This is a genomic window from Mycobacterium lehmannii (assembly GCF_001499925.1).
In the GTDB taxonomy this organism is placed as follows: Bacteria; Actinomycetota; Actinomycetes; order Mycobacteriales; family Mycobacteriaceae; genus Mycobacterium; species Mycobacterium lehmannii.
In genome coordinates this window covers 69093-86388 of record NZ_LQIR01000007.1, presented here as the reverse complement: position 1 = coordinate 86388, position 17296 = coordinate 69093, and the positions used below count along the sequence as shown (strand labels likewise).

Annotated in this window: 11 protein-coding genes; 10 read left to right on the top strand and 1 reads right to left on the bottom strand. The window is 67.2% G+C overall.

What is annotated here, in order from left to right:
* Positions 1-2 precede the first annotated feature (2 nt).
* From AU192_RS06085 to AU192_RS06040, 10 genes are all read left to right on the top strand, one after another.
* On the top strand, positions 3-917 hold the full coding sequence (locus tag AU192_RS06085) for a decaprenyl-phosphate phosphoribosyltransferase (RefSeq protein ID WP_064394909.1): 915 nt from the start codon (positions 3-5) through the stop codon (positions 915-917).
* The gene (aftB, locus tag AU192_RS06080; protein WP_064394881.1) at positions 895-2970 is read left to right on the top strand and encodes a terminal beta-(1->2)-arabinofuranosyltransferase; all 2076 of its coding nucleotides are present in this window, start codon (positions 895-897) and stop codon (positions 2968-2970) included. Before AU192_RS06085 ends, aftB begins: the two co-directional genes overlap by 23 nt.
* A gap of 69 nt (positions 2971-3039) precedes the next feature.
* Entirely contained in the window at positions 3040-4038 is a 999-nt protein-coding gene (locus AU192_RS06075; RefSeq protein WP_064394880.1) for an alpha/beta hydrolase, read from the top strand.
* 120 nt (positions 4039-4158) lie between these two features.
* Positions 4159-5208, top strand: coding sequence for an esterase family protein (locus tag AU192_RS06070; RefSeq protein WP_064394879.1), 1050 nt, complete (start codon positions 4159-4161; stop codon positions 5206-5208).
* Positions 5209-5348: 140 nt separating this feature from the next.
* Entirely contained in the window at positions 5349-6236 is an 888-nt protein-coding gene (locus AU192_RS06065; RefSeq protein WP_064394908.1) for an alpha/beta hydrolase-fold protein, read from the top strand.
* A gap of 58 nt (positions 6237-6294) precedes the next feature.
* Positions 6295-6750, top strand: a complete 456-nt coding sequence (locus tag AU192_RS06060) for a DUF732 domain-containing protein (protein ID WP_064394878.1) — start codon at positions 6295-6297, stop codon at positions 6748-6750.
* An 18-nt stretch (positions 6751-6768) separates the two neighbouring features.
* Positions 6769-7773 carry a carboxylesterase Culp6 gene (gene culp6, locus AU192_RS06055; RefSeq protein WP_064394877.1) on the top strand — a complete coding sequence of 335 codons (1005 nt, stop codon included), beginning with the start codon at positions 6769-6771 and terminating at the stop codon, positions 7771-7773.
* Positions 7774-7951: 178 nt separating this feature from the next.
* The gene (gene fadD32 / locus AU192_RS06050; RefSeq protein WP_064394876.1) at positions 7952-9841 is read left to right on the top strand and encodes a long-chain-fatty-acid--AMP ligase FadD32; all 1890 of its coding nucleotides are present in this window, start codon (positions 7952-7954) and stop codon (positions 9839-9841) included.
* Positions 9842-9891: 50 nt separating this feature from the next.
* A complete protein-coding gene (pks13, locus tag AU192_RS06045) occupies positions 9892-15321 on the top strand; it encodes a polyketide synthase Pks13 (protein WP_165593274.1) in 5430 nt (1809 codons plus the stop codon).
* A gap of 20 nt (positions 15322-15341) precedes the next feature.
* On the top strand, positions 15342-16892 hold the full coding sequence (locus tag AU192_RS06040) for an acyl-CoA carboxylase subunit beta (protein ID WP_094288866.1): 1551 nt from the start codon (positions 15342-15344) through the stop codon (positions 16890-16892).
* 16 nt (positions 16893-16908) lie between these two features.
* On the opposite strand, the gene AU192_RS06035 is transcribed toward AU192_RS06040, so the two are convergent.
* Positions 16909-17274 carry a hypothetical protein gene (locus tag AU192_RS06035; protein ID WP_133148014.1) on the bottom strand — a complete coding sequence of 122 codons (366 nt, stop codon included), beginning with the start codon at positions 17272-17274 and terminating at the stop codon, positions 16909-16911.
* Between the last annotated feature and the right edge of the window lie 22 nt (positions 17275-17296).

Here is a 17296-nt window from a genome sequence, read left to right as displayed (position 1 = left end):
CGATGAATGGACAACCGGCACCGCAGAAGGGCCCGCCGCGCAACGCCGCGACGGGTCTTATCAAGGCGATCCGACCGCGCCAATGGGTGAAGAACCTGCTCGTGCTGGCCGCGCCGATCGCCTCCCTCGGCGGCGACGTCCAATACGACTACGGCAGCGTCGCGATCAACATCCTGATCGCGTTCGTGACGTTCTCGCTGGCCGCCTCGTCGATCTATCTGGTCAACGACGCCCGCGACGTGGAAGCCGATCGTCAGCATCCCACGAAGCGGTTCCGGCCGATCGCTGCCGGTGTGGTCCCGGAATGGTTGGCCTACACCGCAGCTGTGGTGTTGGCGGCCGCGGCACTGGCCATCTCGGTGCTCGCCTCGACCAACCTGACGGTGGTCATCGCGGTCTACATCGGCATGCAGTTGGCGTACTGCTTCGGCCTCAAACACCAAGCGGTGCTCGACATCTGCATCGTGTCGTCGGCGTACCTGATCCGCGCCATCGCCGGCGGCGCCGCGGCGGGCATCCCGCTGTCGCAATGGTTCCTGCTCGTGATGACGTTCGGTTCGCTGTTCATGGTGGCCGGCAAGCGGTATGCCGAACTACAGCTCGCCGAACGCACGGGTGCCAAGATCCGCAAGTCACTGGAGAGCTATACGGCGTCGTATCTGCGCTTCGTGTGGACGTTGTCGGCCACGGCGATGGTGCTCTGCTACGGCCTGTGGGCCTTCGAACGTGATGGCACCACCGCGTCGTGGTATGCGGTCACGATCATTCCGATCACCATCGCAATCCTTCGGTACGCGGTCGACGTCGACGGCGGATTGGCCGGGGAGCCCGAGGAGATCGCGCTCAAAGACCGGGTACTGCAGCTGTTGCTGCTGGCGTGGATCGGGACCATCGGTGCCGCCGTCTTCCTCAGCTGAGACCCTCCGCCGACCGGTGCCGGGCGGGTGGGTCGGTGAGATCGAACGCAACCTCGCCCGCTGGCCCGCGTTCCGTTACGACAACACGGTCCGGATCAGCCTGTGGATCAACGTGGTGTTGGTCGTGGTGCTGTTCGGCTGGGGCGCATGGCAGCGGCGCTGGATAGCCGACGACGGCCTGATCGTGCTGCGCACCGTGCGAAACCTGTTGGCGGGCAACGGGCCGGTGTTCAACGCCGGTGAGCGGGTCGAGGCCAATACTTCGACCGCGTGGACCTACCTGGTCTACTTCGGCGCGCTGGTGGGTGGCTCCGTGCGGCTGGAGTACGTCGTGCTCGTGCTGGCGCTGGTGCTCAGCCTGTTGGGTGTGGCGTTCGTGATGTTGGGCACCGGCCGGTTGTATGCGCCGAGCCTGCAAGGCCGGCGTGCGCTGATGCTGCCCGCGGGCGTACTCGTCTACATCGCGCTTCCGCCCGCGCGCGACTTCGCCACCTCCGGGCTCGAAAACGGTTTGGTACTGGCATATCTGGGCCTGCTGTGGTGGATGATGGTGTGCTGGGCCCAGCGACCGCGCGGCCACCGGGCGACTTCTGCCCCTGTCCTGCGCGGAGGCGCACCGACAATCCGCAGACAACCCCTCGGGACCCCGGCGTCACCCCCGGCAGGCGGAACCTTCGACATCGCACTGGCTTTCGTTGCGGGTCTGAGCGTGCTGGTTCGGCCCGAGCTCGCCCTGATCGGCGGGTCGGCACTCGTGATGATGCTGATCGCGGTGCGCGACTGGCGTCGCCGCGCGGTGATCATCGTCGCGGGCGGCCTGCTTCCGGTGGCGTATCAGATCTTCCGGATGGGCTACTACGGCCTGGTGGTTCCCAATACCGCGGTGGCCAAGGACGCGGGCGGAGCGAAATGGTCGCAGGGCTTCGTCTACCTGGCGAACTTCAACCAGCCGTACCTGCTGTGGGCGCCGGCGATCCTGCTCGCCGGGCTCGCCGGGGTCGTGTGGGTGATCCGCGGGCGTCCCCGGCCGAATCGCGCCGCGATGGCCCCGGGCTCCGGACGCCTGGCGCGGATGGTGCAGAGCCCCGCCGCGGTGGTGGTCTTCTTTCTCGTCAGCGGTCTGCTGCAGGCGATCTACTGGATCCGTCAGGGCGGGGACTTCATGCACGGCAGGGTGCTCCTGACCCCGCTGTTCGTGATGCTGGCGCCGGTCGCGGTGATCCCCGTCGTCCTTCCCGACGAGACCCGGATGGCCCGCGGCGCGGGCTATCTGTTCGTGGGCGCCACCACCGTGCTGTGGGTGGCGGTCGCGGGGTGGGCGCTGTGGGCGGCCAATTCGCCGGGAATGGGCCGGGACGCCACCCGCGTCACGTACTCCGGCATCGTCGACGAGCGGCGGTTCTACTCCCAGGCCACGGGCCATGCGCACCCGCTGACCGCCGCGGACTACCTGGACTATCCGCGGATGCGCGCGGTGCTCGAGGCGTTGGAGAACACACCCGACGGTGCACTGCTGCTGCCGTCGGGCAACTATGACCAGTGGGACGTGGTTCCCGCGCTGCCACCGCCACCGGACGCGCCGGCCGACTACCGAGGTCCACACACGGTCTTCTTCACCAACCTCGGCATGCTGGGCATGAACGTCGGACTCGACGTTCGGGTCATCGACCAGATCGGGCTGGCCAATCCATTGGCCGCACACACCGAACGCCTCGAGGACGGCCGAATCGGCCACGACAAGAACCTGTTCGCCGACTGGGCGATCGCGGAGGGACCGTTCCTCAAAGAGCCGCCGTTCATTCCGGGTTACATCGACGAGGACTGGGTCAGACAGGCCGAGGCGGCGCTGAAGTGTCCGGAGACCGACGCGATGCTGAACTCGGTGCGCGGCCCGATGAGCCCGCGTCGGTTCCTGTCCAATCTCGTGCACGCCTACCAGTTCACGCAGTACCGGATCGACCGCGTGCCCCTCTATGAGCTCCAACGCTGTGATTTGCCCCTGCCGGAACCGGTATCCGAGCCGTACAGGGGCATGCCCGCCACGGGTCCGTAACGCCGCGACCCCTCCGGACCGATAGACAGACGCGAACTGCTCTTTTCGCGGCGCCCGAGATACGAACGGATGGATCGACCTGTGCGAACCTGGCTTCGCCGTGTGCTGGCGGCGGCAGCCGCGGCCGTGGCGCTGCCGAGCGGGGCCGCCGCGGTCGGCGCGGCGGCGCCGGCCAGCGCGTTCTCCCGCGAGGGACTTCCCGTCGAGTACCTCGACGTCTATTTCCCGTCGATGGGCCGCATCGTGCGCGTCCAATTCCAGCCTGCCGGAACGGAATTGGGCGACCAGAAGGCGGTGTATCTCCTCGACGGCATGCGGGCCCGCGACGACTACAACGGCTGGGACATCGAAACCGCCGCATTCGAGTGGTTTTTCGAGTCCGGGGTGGCCACCGTGATGCCGGTGGGCGGGGAGGCCAGCTTCTACGCCGACTGGTACACGCCCTCGAGTTTCAACAGCCAGCCCTACACCTACAAATGGGAAACCTTCCTGACCGACGAGCTGCCCGCGTGGCTGGCCGCCAACAAAGACGTCTCCACCACCGGCAATGCGGTCGTGGGCGTGTCGATGTCGGGCAGCGCGGCGCTGATCCTGTCGGCCCACCACCCACATCAGTTCGCTTATGCTGCGTCGCTTTCGGGTCCCCTGAACCCGTCGGCGCCGTCGATGCAGCAGGCCATCCGGGTGGCCATGCTCGACGCCGGCGGTTACAGCGTCGACAACATGTGGGGCGCGCCGTGGGACGGGGCGTGGAAGCGTCACGACCCGGTCCACCGGGCGGCCAGGTTGGCGGCCAACAACACTCGCCTGTGGAGTCACTGTGCCCCAAGCGGATCCGCACCGCGAGAAGCCGACACCGACCCGAACCAGACCTTCGATGCCCGCAGCCTGGAATCGATGACGTTGAAGAGCAGCAAAGACTTCCAGACGGCCTACCTGACGGCCGGAGGAAACAACGCCACGTTCGAATTCCCTCCTCAGGGAAATCACGCGTGGCCGGACTGGGGTGCGCAGCTGCAAACCCTGAAACCCGACCTGGTCACAACACTCCGCGGTAGAGCGGCGTGACCAGGGTGGACATCTCTCGAATGGGTAGATCACGCCGACGTGTGGTTGACTGCACGGGTTACGCGGCTTGCCTGAGCGGCATTTCCGCGTGCGGCATACAACAGATGGGATAGATGACGCATGAAGTTCGTTGGCAAGATCCGGGGTGCCTGGGTCCGCCGGCTGGCGGGAGCCGCCCTGGCGGCCGCCGTGCTGCCGGGCTTGGTGAGCGCCATCGGAGGCTCGGCCACCGCGGAGGCTTTCTCTCGTCCGGGTCTGCCGGTCGAGTACCTCATGGTTCCGTCCGCAGGGATGGGCCGTGACATCAAGGTTCAGTTCCAGAACGGCGGGCCGAACGCGCCGGGCGTGTATCTGCTCGACGGTCTTCGTGCCCGCGATGACTTCAACGGCTGGGACATCGAAACTGCGGCCTTCGAGTGGTATCTGGACTCCGGCCTCGCGGTGATCATGCCGGTGGGTGGCCAGTCCAGCTTCTACAGCGACTGGTACAAGCCGGCCTGCGGCAAGGCAGGCTGCCAGACCTACAAGTGGGAGACGTTCCTGACCCAGGAGCTGCCCGCATACCTCGCCGCCAACAAGGGCGTGAACCCGAACCGCAATGCCGCAGTCGGGCTGTCCATGGCCGGATCGGCCGCGATGACGCTGGCGATCTACTACCCGCAGCAGTTCCAGTACGCCGCCTCGCTGTCCGGGTTCCTGAACCTGTCCGAGGGCTGGTGGCCGATGCTGGTCGGGCTTTCGATGGGTGACGCCGGCGGCTACGAGTCCGAGGACATGTGGGGCCCGTCGAGCGATCCCGCGTGGAAGCGCAACGACCCGATGGTCAACATCGACAAGCTGGTCGCCAACGGCACCCGCATCTGGGTGTTCTGCGGTAACGGCAAGCCGGCCGAGATCAACGGCCGCGTCGCCGGTGACAACTTCAACGCGAAGTTCCTGGAGAGCTTCACGCTGCGCACCAACGAGACGTTCCAGGAGCAGTACCTGGCCGCGGGCGGTAAGAACGGCGTGTTCAACTTCCCGCAGGGCGGCACGCACGACTGGCCGTACTGGGGTCAGCAGCTCCAGCAGATGAAGCCGGACATCCAGCGCGTGCTCGGCGCCACGCCGCAGCCGTCGACCCCGATCGCGACCGAGGCCTCGGTCACGACGACGGACGCCGGTAACTGACTGGTGCGGCAATAGGTTCATAGTTGGCGGCGGCGATCCTTCGGGGTCGCCGCCGTCGGCCTTTTCCGACCACGCCCGCGCCGGTGTGTGATTGACTACCTCGCGCGGGGACAGCAGACCGAGGTGAGGTGGGCGAGCCGATGCAGGGGATCTTCCGGGCGATCTTGACCGTGGCGCTGGCCGCCGGTCTGTGGACCGCGGGTACGGCCGTCGCGCCGAAGGCCGAGGCGCAAGTCGAAATGCTGATGGTGCCTTCGGCGGCGATGGGACGCGACATCCCCGTCGCCTTCCAGGGCGGTGGCCCGCACGCTGTCGTGCTGCTCGACGCGTTCAACGCCGCACCCGACGTCAGCAACTGGGTCACCGCGGGCAATGCGATGAACACTCTCGCGGGTAAGGGCATCTCGGTGGCCGCGCCCGCGGGCGGCGCGTGGAGCATGTACACGAACTGGGAGGCCGACGGCAGCCGCCAGTGGGAGACGTTCCTCGCCGACGAGCTGCCGAACTGGCTGGCCGCCAACAAGGGCCTGGCGCCGTCTGGGCACGGCATCGTGGGGGCCGCACAGGGCGGCTACGGCGCGATGGCGATGGCCACCTTCCATCCGGACCGCTATCGCTTCGCCGGCTCCCTGTCCGGCTTCCTCACCCCCGAGCGCACCGGCGTCGACGGTGCCATCACCGCCGGGCTCGCGCAGTTCGGCGGCGTCGAGACCCGCAACATGTGGGGACTGCCACAGCTGGGCCGGTGGAAGTGGCATTCGCCCAACGTCCATGTCCAGTTGCTGGCCGACAACAACACCCGGCTGTGGGTGTGGAGCGGTCCGGTCGGAGGATGCACCGATCCTGCCGCGATGATCGGCTACTGCGACATCGCGTCGGGCACCAATCGCGAGTTCTACCAGCACTACCGTTCCGTCGGCGGCAAGAACGGACACTTCGACTTTCCGACCAGCGGCAACCACGACTGGGGTTCCTGGAGCGGTCAGCTCGCGGCCATGAGCGGCGAGTTGGCGGCGACGATCGCTTAGCCGAAGACCCGCTGTTTCCGAACCGGGACCGCCTGTCGGCAGCCGGTACCTTGGAGGAGTGCAACGCTCGGTACGGACGACTGCGGCAGGCTCGCTGCTGATAGCTTCGGCGACGGCGTTGCTGACCGGGTGTTCGGGCCCCGACGTCATGGCGGCCATGGGATTGCCGACGTCAGAGACGGCGCCCGCGCCGGGGCAGCCCGCCGAGCCCATGGCCCCGCCGTCGGCGACCGGGCACTCCAACACGCTCGTGCTGACCGATCGCCAGCGTGGCTATCTCGACGCACTCACCGCCGCCGGGGTGAAGCCGTCCAGCGAGCTGCTGGCGCTGCGTGTCGGGTCGTATGTATGCCAGGCCCGTGCCGCCAGGCACGACGACCAGAAGGTCTGGGATTCGATCTATCCGCTGGTGCGCGGCGATGCGATGGATCACATCTCCGGTAGGGCCCCGACCGTCAACGTCGATGCGGCGACCGCCGATTACATTCGCATCGCAACCGAACGACTCTGCTAGCAGGAGCCCAACCGACACATGGCTACTACCAACCGGCGGAAACGCCACCGTATCCTCGCGCTCGTCGCGGCCGGCGCGATGGCGCTCGTGGTGGTGCTGCTCATCATCATCGTCGTCGTGATCCTGCGAAAACCCGACGGTCCGGCCGGCGTCCCGCCGACGGCCGTGCCACCGACCGGGATCAGCCCGACCAAGAAGCCGCGGCCGGAGTTTCAGGACGCGAGCTGCCCCGATGTGCAGATGATCTCGGTTCCGGGCACGTGGGAGTCCTCACCGAAAATGGACCCGTTCAACCCGACTCAGTTCCCGATCGCACTGCTGCTCAACGTGACGAACCCGACCCGTGGGCAGTTCGCGAACGACCGGCTCGAGGTGTTCACCGTCCCGTACACGGCGCAGTTCCACAATCCGTTCTCGCAGGACGGCCAGATGACCTACAACGACAGCCGCGCCGAGGGCTTCAACGCGACGGTCAAGGCCATGACGGAGATGAACGAGCGCTGCCCGCTGACCAGTTACGTGATCGTCGGGTTCTCCCAGGGCGCCGTCATCGCCGGTGACATCGCCAGCGATATCGGCAACGGGCGCGGCCCCGTCGACGAGGATCTGGTGCTGGGTGTGACGTTGATCGCCGACGGCCGCAGGCAGACCGGTGTCGGCGTGGACGTCGGCCCCAATCCGCCGGGTCAGGGCGCCGAGATCACGCTGCGCGATGTGCCCATGCTCGACGGCATGGGCCTGGCCATGACGGGCCCGCGGCCCGGCGGGTTCGGTGCACTCAACGATCGCGTCAACGAGATCTGCGCTCCCGGTGACCTGATCTGCTCGGCGCCGCCGGAGGCGTTCAACATCATGAACCTGCCCAAGACCATCGACATCCTGCTCGGCGGTGCGGGACAACCGATTCACGCGATGTACGCCACCACGCAGTTCTGGAGTCTCGACGGGCTGTCGGCCACCCAGTGGACGCAGCGCTGGGCACAGGAAAAGATCGATAACGCTCCGCAGCCAAAACATGGCTGACCTGTGACCAGACCTGATTTGGACGGCGCCACCACGTCACCTAACATTAAGAAAAAACTAAGAGCAGTAAGCGAATAGCCGACCGGTACCATTTTGCGGGGTGCGGGGCTTGGGGGCGGCTCGGAAAAGTTAAGTGCAATCGGCATCGAGAAGCGTGTGCCGCTGACAGGAGAGTGCGATGGGGTTCCATAACCCGTTCATCAAGGACGGACTGATCAAGTTTCCCGACAACGGGAGCCTGGTCAAACACGTCGAACGATGGGCGAAGGTGCGTGGAGACAAGCTCGCCTACCGCTTCCTGGACTTCTCCACCGAGCGCGACGGAGTCGCCCGCGATCTGCGCTGGGCCGACTTCGGTGCCCGCAACCGCGCGGTCGGTGCGCGGCTGCAACAGGTCACCCAGCCCGGTGACCGCGTCGCGATCCTGTGCCCGCAGAACCTCGACTATCTCGTCGCGTTCTTCGGGACCCTGTACTCGGGCCGCATCGCGGTGCCGCTGTTCGACCCGAACGAACCCGGCCACGTGGGCCGCCTGCACGCCGTGCTCGACGACTGCCATCCGTCGGCGATCCTGACGACCACCGATGCGGCCGAGGGTGTGCGCAAGTTCTTCCGCACCCGCCCGGCCAACCAGCGTCCGCGCGTGATCGCAGTCGACGCGGTGCCCAACGAGGTCGGCGCCACCTGGGAGCCCGTCGAGGTCGACGAGCACACCATCGCCTACCTGCAGTACACCTCGGGTTCCACGCGGATCCCGACCGGCGTGCAGATCACCCACCTGAACCTGGCCACCAACGTGGTGCAGGTGATCGAGGCGCTCGACGGCCAGGAAGGCGACCGCGGTGTGTCCTGGCTGCCGTTCTTCCACGACATGGGCCTGATCACAGTGCTGCTGTCGCCGATGCTCGGCCACTACATCACGTTCATGACCCCGGCCGCGTTCGTGCGCCGCCCCGGCCGTTGGATCCGTGAAATGGCCCGCAAGGAAGGCGACACCGGCGGGACCATCTCGGTGGCTCCGAACTTCGCGTTCGACCATGCCGCTGCCCGCGGCGTGCCCAAGGACGGCGAGCCGCCGCTCGACCTGTCCAACGTCAAGTGCATCCTCAACGGCAGCGAACCGATCTCGGCGGCAACCGTGCGGCGGTTCAACGAGGCCTTCGGCCCGTTCGGCTTCCAGCCCAAGGCGATCAAGCCCTCTTACGGCCTGGCCGAGGCCACACTGTTCGTGTCGACCACGCCGATGGACGCCGAACCGACGATCACTCCGGTGGACCGCGACGAGCTCAACGTCGGCCGCTTCGTTCCGGTGTCCGAGGATTCGCCCAAGGCCGTTCCGCAGGCCGGCGCCGGCAAGATCGGCATCGCCGAGTGGGCGGTCATCGTCGACAACGACACCGCCACCGAGCTGCCCGACGGGCAGATCGGCGAGGTCTGGATCAGCGGCCAGAACATGGGCACGGGCTATTGGGGGAAGCCCGAGGAGACCATCGCGACGTTCCAGAACATCCTCAAGTCGCGGACCAACCCGTCGCACGCCGAAGGCGCGACCGACGACGCGACCTGGGTGCGCACCGGCGACCTGGGCGCCTACTACGACGGCGAGCTCTACATCACCGGTCGCGTCAAGGATCTGGTGATCATCGACGGGCGCAACCACTACCCGCAGGACCTGGAGTACTCCGCGCAGGAGGCCACCAAGGCGCTGCGCACCGGGTTCGTGGCGGCGTTCTCGGTGCCCGCCAACCAATTGCCCGACGAGGTGTTCGACAACGCCCACTCCGGACTCAAGCGCGATCCCGACGACACCTCCGAGCAACTGGTGATCGTCGGTGAGCGGGCACCCGGCGCCCACAAGCTCGACATGGGTCCCATCTCCGACGACATCCGCGCGGCGATCGCGGTGCGCCACGGCGTCACCGTCCGCGACGTGCTGCTGACCCCCGCCGGCGCGATCCCGCGCACCTCGAGCGGCAAGATCGGTCGCCGGGCGTGCCGCGCGGCCTACCTGGACGGCAGTCTGCGCAGCGGGAAGATCGCCAACGCGTTCCCCGACGAGACAGACTGAGACTCTCCCCGAATATGGCTGATACACAAGACGATTCGCAGCAACCAGAGATGCCGTCCGGCGACGAGATCCAGCTGGCGCCCGAAAAGCCGCTCACCGCACCGCGCACCGATATGACGGTCAACGAGATGCGCGAGTGGCTGCGCAACTGGATCGGCAACGCGACCGGACAGTCGCCCGACTCCATCAGCGAGAGCGCGCCGATGGTCGAACTCGGGCTGTCCTCGCGCGATGCCGTCGCGATGGCCAGCGACATCGAGGACCTGACCGGCGTCACGTTGACCGCCACCGTCGCGTTCCGCCACCCCACCATCGAATCGCTGGCCACGGTGATCATCGAGGGCGAGCCCGAACCCGAGGACATCGGCGACGACGAGGACTGGACGCGGACGCGCGACGTCGAGGACATCGCGATCGTCGGCCTGGCCACCCGCTTCCCCGGTGACATGAACACCCCCGACGAGACGTGGCAGGCGCTCCTGGAGGGCCGTGACGCGATCACCGATCTGCCGGAGGGCCGCTGGGAGGAGTTCCTCGGCGAGCCCCGCATCGCCGAGCGCGTCGCCAAGGCCCGCACCCGCGGCGGTTACCTCTCCGACATCAAGGGGTTCGACGCCGAGTTCTTCGCACTGTCGAAGATGGAGGCCGACAACATCGATCCGCAGCAGCGGATGGCGCTCGAATTGACCTGGGAGGCACTGGAAAACGCCCGCATCCCTGCATCGAGTCTGCGCGGCGGCAACGTCGGTGTCTACATCGGCAGCTCGCTGAACGACTACAGCTTCCTGGCCATGTCGGACCCGTCGATCGCCCACCCGTACGCGATCACCGGCACGGCGAGTTCGATCATCGCCAACCGGGTTTCGTACTTCTACGACTTCCGCGGCCCCTCGGTGGCCGTCGACACCGCCTGCTCGAGTTCGCTGGTCGCCGCGCACCAGGGTGTGCAGGCGCTGCGCTCGGGTGAGGCCGACGTCGTTGTCGTCGGCGGCGTCAACGCGTTGATCACCCCGCTGGTGACGGTCGGCTTCGACGAAGTCGGCGGGGTGCTCGCGCCGGACGGCCGGATCAAGTCGTTCTCGCAGGACGCCGACGGCTACGCCCGTTCCGAGGGCGGCGGAATGCTTGTGCTCAAGCGGGTTTCGGATGCCCGCCGCGACGGCGACGAGATCCTCGCCGTGATCGCGGGCAGCGCGGTCAACCACGACGGCCGGTCCAACGGTCTGCTCGCGCCCAATCCCGACGCGCAGGCCGAGGTGCTGCGCAAGGCGTACAAGGACGCCGGCATCAACCCGCGCCTCGTCGACTACATCGAGGCGCACGGCACCGGCACCATCCTCGGTGATCCGATCGAGGCCGACGCGCTCGGGCGCGTCGTGGGCAGGGGGCGGGCGGCCGACAAGCCGGCGCTGCTGGGCGCGATCAAATCCAATGTGGGACACCTGGAGTCGGCGGCGGGCGCGGCGAGCCTGGCGAAGATGACGTTGGCCCTGCGCAACGACAAGATCCCGCCGTCGATCAACTACGCAGGCCCCAACCCCTACATCGACTTCGACGGTGTGCACCTCAAGGTCGCCGACACCGTCACCGACTGGCCGCGCTACAGCGGCTATGCGATTACCGGCGTCTCGGGGTTCGGTTTCGGCGGCGCCAACGCCCACCTCGTGCTGCGCGAGGTGCTGCCGTCGGACCTCGTCGAGCCCGAACCGGAGCCGGAACCCGAAACCGGGCAAGACAAGTCGTCTGACGCGAACGCCGTCTACATCGGCGGGGTGCGGATGGACGAGTACGGCGAATTCATCGATGACGATGACGACGACGCTCTGGACCGGCCAGCGCACGCATTGCAGGACGAGCCCGAACTGCCCGGCCTGACGGACGAGGCCAAGCGCCTGCTCGAGGCAGCCCGCGAGGAGATGGAGGCCGGTGAGCAGCCGGCACCGGTTGTACCGCTGGCGGTCTCGGGTTTCTTGACGTCGCGGAAGAAGGCCACCGCAGCCGAGCTGGCCGACTGGATCGACAGCCCCGAGGGGCGGGCGTCGTCGCTGGAGTCGATCGGTCGTGCGCTATCGCGGCGCAACCACGGGCGCTCGCGCGCGGTGGTGCTGGCCCACGATCACGACGAGGCCATCAAGGGCCTACGCGCGGTGGCCGAGGGCAAGCAGCACCCGAGTGTGTTCAGCGCCGACGGCCCGGTGACGAACGGGCCGGTGTGGGTGCTCGCGGGTTTCGGTGCGCAGCACCGCAAGATGGGCAAGAACCTGTACCTGCGCAACGAGGTGTTCGCAGAGTGGATCGACAAGGTCGATGCGCTCATCCAGGATGAACGGGGTTATTCGATCCTCGAGCTGATCCTCGATGACGCGGTCGACTACACCAATGAGACCTGCGAGTACCCCATCGAAGTCGTCCAGACCGTGATCTTCGCCCTGCAGATCGCGCTCGGTGAGTTGCTCAAGCACCACGGCGCCAAACCTGCTGCGGTGGTAGGCCAGTCGCTCGGCGAGGCCGCCGCCGCGTATTTCGCGGGCGGCCTGTCACTGGAGGACGCCACCCGGGCCATCTGTTCGCGTGCTCACCTGATGGGTGAGGGCGAGGCCATGCTGTTCGGCGAATGGATCCGGTTGATGGCGCTTGTCGAGTATTCGGCCGACGAGATCGATACCGTGTTTGCCGATTTCAAGGATCTCGAGGTATGCGTCTACGCGGCGCCGACCCAGACCGTCATCGGCGGGCCGCCCGACCAGGTCGACGCGATCGTCGAGCGCTGCGAACAAGAGGGCAGGTTCGCCCGCAAGATGCAGACCAAGGGCGCCAGCCACACCTCCCAGATGGATCCGCTGCTGGGCGAGCTGGCCGCCGAACTCGTGGGCATCGAACCGCATCCGATCAAGATCGGTTACTTCTCGACGGTGCACGAGGGTCGTTACCTGCGCCCCGGTGAGACCATCCACGATGTCGACTACTGGAAGAAGGGGCTGCGTCACAGCGTCTACTTCACCCACGGCATCCGCAACGCCGTCGACAACGGCCATACGACTTTCCTGGAGTTGGCCCCGAATCCGGTGGCGCTCATGCAGGTCGGCCTGACGACGGCGGCGGCCGGTCTGCATGACGCCCAGCTGATCGCGACGCTGGCGCGCAAGCAGGACGAGGTCGACTCGATGACCGTGGCGATGGCCCAGCTGTTCGTACACGGCCACGATCTGGACTTCCGCACGCTGTTCCCCCGGCGGTCCAAGGGGTTGGCCGGCGCGCTGGATTTCGCGAACATCCCGCCGACCCGCTTCAAGCGCAAACCGCACTGGCTCGACGCGCGGTTCACCGGTGACAGCTCGGTGATGATGCCGGGCAACCACGTCGCCACCCCGGACGGCAGGCACGTCTGGGAGTACGCCCCCAAGGGTGAGCCGGATCTGGCCGGATTGGTCAAAGCCGCTGCCGCTCAGGTCATTCCCGACGCCAAGTTGGTCGCCTCCGAACAGCGCGCGGTGCCCGGTGCGGGCGCACGGCTGGTGACGACGCTGACCCGCCATCCCGGAGGGGCCAGCGTGCAGGTGCACGCGCGCATCGACGAGTCGTTCACTTTGGTGTACGACGCCGTGGTGAGCCGCACCGGCGCCGCGGCGGCGCTGCCCGTCGCGGTGGCGACGGGAGCGACTGTGGCCGAACAGGTTTCGGCGGCGCCCGCAGACGATCCCGAAGAAGACGCGGCCGAGATCCTGCAGGACAACCTGACTGCGGGTGCGGGCCTGGCCGCCGGCTTCGCGAAGTGGTCGCCGGACTCCGGTGAGTCGATCCGCGACCGTCTCGGCGCGATCGTCGGCGGGGCAATGGGTTACGAGCCCGAGGACCTGCCGTGGGAGGTGCCGCTGATCGAGCTCGGCCTGGACTCGCTGATGGCCGTGCGGATCAAGAACCGCGTCGAGTACGACTTCGACCTGCCGCCGATCCAGCTGACCGCGGTGCGCGACGCCAACCTGTATGCGGTCGAGAAGCTGATCCAGTACGCGATCGAACACCGCGACGAGGTCGATCAGCTTGCCGAGCATCAGAAGACCAAGACCGCCGAGGAGATCGCGGCCGAACAGGCCGAGCTGATGGGCGGTGCGACCACCGTCGCCGAACTCGAGCAGGTGTTGGCCGAGAAGACCGGCGTTGCCTCCGAGGTGACCAGCGCGGGCACGGCGACGGAATCCGACATCCCGCCGCCGCCGACCGACCCGAGCGGCCCGGTGATTCCGCCGCCGCCGACGGATCCGAGCGGCCCCACGCCCCAAACCGCCGCAGGCGGCCCGTCAAAGTCGACGGTCGCGGCGGCGAGCAAGGTACTCACCCAGGAGGCGGTCACCGAGGCGCTGGGCTCCGACGTGCCGCCGCGCGACGCCGCGGAACGCGTCACGTTCGCGACGTGGGCGATCGTCACCGGTAAGTCGCCGGGCGGCATCTTCAACGACCTGCCCGATGTCGATGACGCGACCGCGACCAAGATCGCCGAGCGGCTGACCGAGCGCGTCGACGAGGGCACCATCAGCGCCGACGACGTCCGCTCGGCGAAGACCATCGAGGAACTGTCCACCACCGTCCGCGACTACCTCGAGGGCGGCAAGGTCGACGGCTTCGTGCGGACGCTGCGCGCCCCGTCCCAAGACTCGGACCGGATCCCGGTGTTCGTCTTCCACGCCGCCGGTGGTTCGACCGTGGTCTACGAGCCGCTGCTCAAGCGGTTGCCCCCCGACACGCCGATGTACGGCATCGAGCGCGTCGAGGGCTCCATCGAGGAGCGCGCCCGCGAGTACGTGCCGAAACTGTTGGAGCTCAACGGTTGGACGGGAGACAAGCAGGGTCACCCGTTCGTCCTGGCCGGTTGGTCGCTGGGCGGTGTGCTCGCCTACGCGTGCGCGATCGGTCTCAAGCAGGCGGGCGCCGATGTGCGGTTCGTCGGTCTGATCGACGCGGTCCGTCCGAGTGAGGAGATCCCCCAGACGAAGGAGGAGACCCGCGCCCGCTGGGATCGCTACGCCCGCTTCGCCGAGCGCACGTTCAACGTCGAGATCCCCGAGATCCCCTACGAGGAACTCGAAGCGCTCGACGACGAGGGTCAGGTGCGCTACGTCCTCGACGTGGTGAGCCAGAGCGGGGTGCAGATCCCCGGCGGCATCATCGAGCACCAGCGCACGTCGTATCTCGATCAGCGGGCCATCGACACCGCCGACATCAAGCCGTACGACGGCAAGGTCACGCTGTACATGGCTGACCGCTACCACGACGACGCGATCTACTTCGAACCGCGCTACGCCACGCGCAAGCCCGATGGCGGCTGGGGGGAGTTCGTTTCTGACCTGGAGGTCGTCCCGATCGGGGGCGAGCACATCCAGGTGATCGACGAGCCGTACATTGCGAAGGTCGGGGCGCACATGAGCGAGTCGATCAGCCAGATCGAGGCCGACAACACCGATCAGGAGAAGCAGGGCAAGTGACGACGGAATCTCTGCCGCCCATCCGCACCAGGACCACCGCAGAACTGCTCGCCGAACTCCGCGAGAAGCTGGAACAGGCCAAGGAGCCCGGTGGGGAGAAGGCGGTCGCCAAGCGGGAGAGAAAGGGCATTCCGAGCGCCCGCGCGCGAATCCACGCCCTGGTCGATCCGGGCAGCTTCCTGGAGATCGGCGCGTTGGCGAAGACGCCCGGTGACCCGAACGCGTTGTTCGGCGACGGCGTGGTGACGGGGCACGCCAGGATCAACGGCAGGCCGGTCGGCGTGTTCAGCCACGACCAGACGGTGTTCCAGGGCTCGGTCGGTGAGATCTTCGGCCGCAAGGTGGCCAAGCTGATGGAGTGGGTGGCGATGGTCGGCTGCCCGATCATCGGTATCAACGACTCAGCGGGCGCGCGGATCCAGGACGCAGTGACGTCGCTGGCGTGGTACGCCGAGCTGGGCCGCCGCCACGAACTGCTCCGCGGGCTGGTTCCCGAGATCTCGATCATCCTCGGCAAATGCGCTGGAGGCGCGGTGTATTCGCCGATCCAGACCGATCTCGTGGTGGCCGTTCGGGATCAGGGCTACATGTTCGTCACCGGACCCGACGTCATCAAGGACGTCACCGGCGAGGACGTCTCGCTCGACGAACTCGGCGGCGCCGATGCCCAGGCCCGCTACGGCAACATCCACCAGGTTGTGGAGAGCGAGGCCGCGGCGTTCCAGTACGTGCGCGACTACCTGGAGTTCCTGCCCGCCAACACGTTCGACGATCCGCCGATCGTCAACCCCGGGCTGGAGCCGGAGCTGACCCCGCATGATTACGAGCTGGACTCGATCGTGCCGGACAGCGACAACATGGCCTACGACATGCACGAGATCCTGCTGCGGATCTTCGACGACGGCGACGTCTTCGATGTGGCCGAGCAGCAGGGTCCGGCGATCATCACCGCGTTCGCGCGGGTCGACGGACGCCCGGTCGGGGTGGTCGCCAACCAGCCGATGCACTTGTCCGGGTCGATCGACAACGAGGCTTCCGACAAGGCCGCGCGGTTCATCCGGTTCTGCGACTCCTACAACCTGCCTTTGGTTTTCGTCGTCGATACGCCGGGATTCATGCCGGGTGTCCAGCAGGAGAAGGGCGGCATCATCAAGCGCGGCGGCCGCTTCCTCAACGCCGTCGTCGAGGCCGATGTGCCGAAGGTGACCATCACCATCCGCAAGTCATACGGTGGGGCATACGCGGTAATGGGATCCAAGCAGCTGTCGGCGGATTTGAACTTCGCGTGGCCGACCGCGCGCATCGCGGTGATCGGCGCCGAGGGTGCCGCCCAGCTGTTGGTGAAGCGGTTCCCGGATCCGACCGCACCGGAGGTGCAGAAGATCCGGGCCGACTTCATCGAGGGCTACAACCTCAACATGGCCACGCCGTGGATCGCGGCCGAGCGCGGCTTCATCGACGCGGTGATCCAGCCGCACGAGACCCGGCTGTTATTGCGCAAGTCGCTGAACCTGCTGCGCGACAAGCAGATCACCCGCGTGCAACGCAAGCACGGCCTCACCCCGATCTAGTCCCCCGCGCCCGTGGTCACCCCGCTGGGGGCTGCAACGGAACCCCTGGTGCCAACACCGGGGGCGCCATCGGCGGAATGGGCTCGCCGATGTTGGGCGGATTGACACGGACCGTCGGGAGTACCCCCCGCGGCGGCACTTGTGGCCCGGCGCCCTGGCCCTCGGCCGGCGGCGCCACACACTCTTTTCGATTGTCGTTCCACACGCCGCCGCTGTGCTTACAGCAGTACTCGTTGGCGGTATCGATCCAGTTCTGCGTGTTGTCGAGGCCCTCGTCCAGGGTTTGGGTGCAGTTGTCGAACTCCTCGATGTCCCATACGGGCTCGGCACTCGCGATGGTGCCGCACCCGAGTGCGACACATCCGAGCGCGGCGGCCAGCATCACAACACACCTGAGTAGGAAG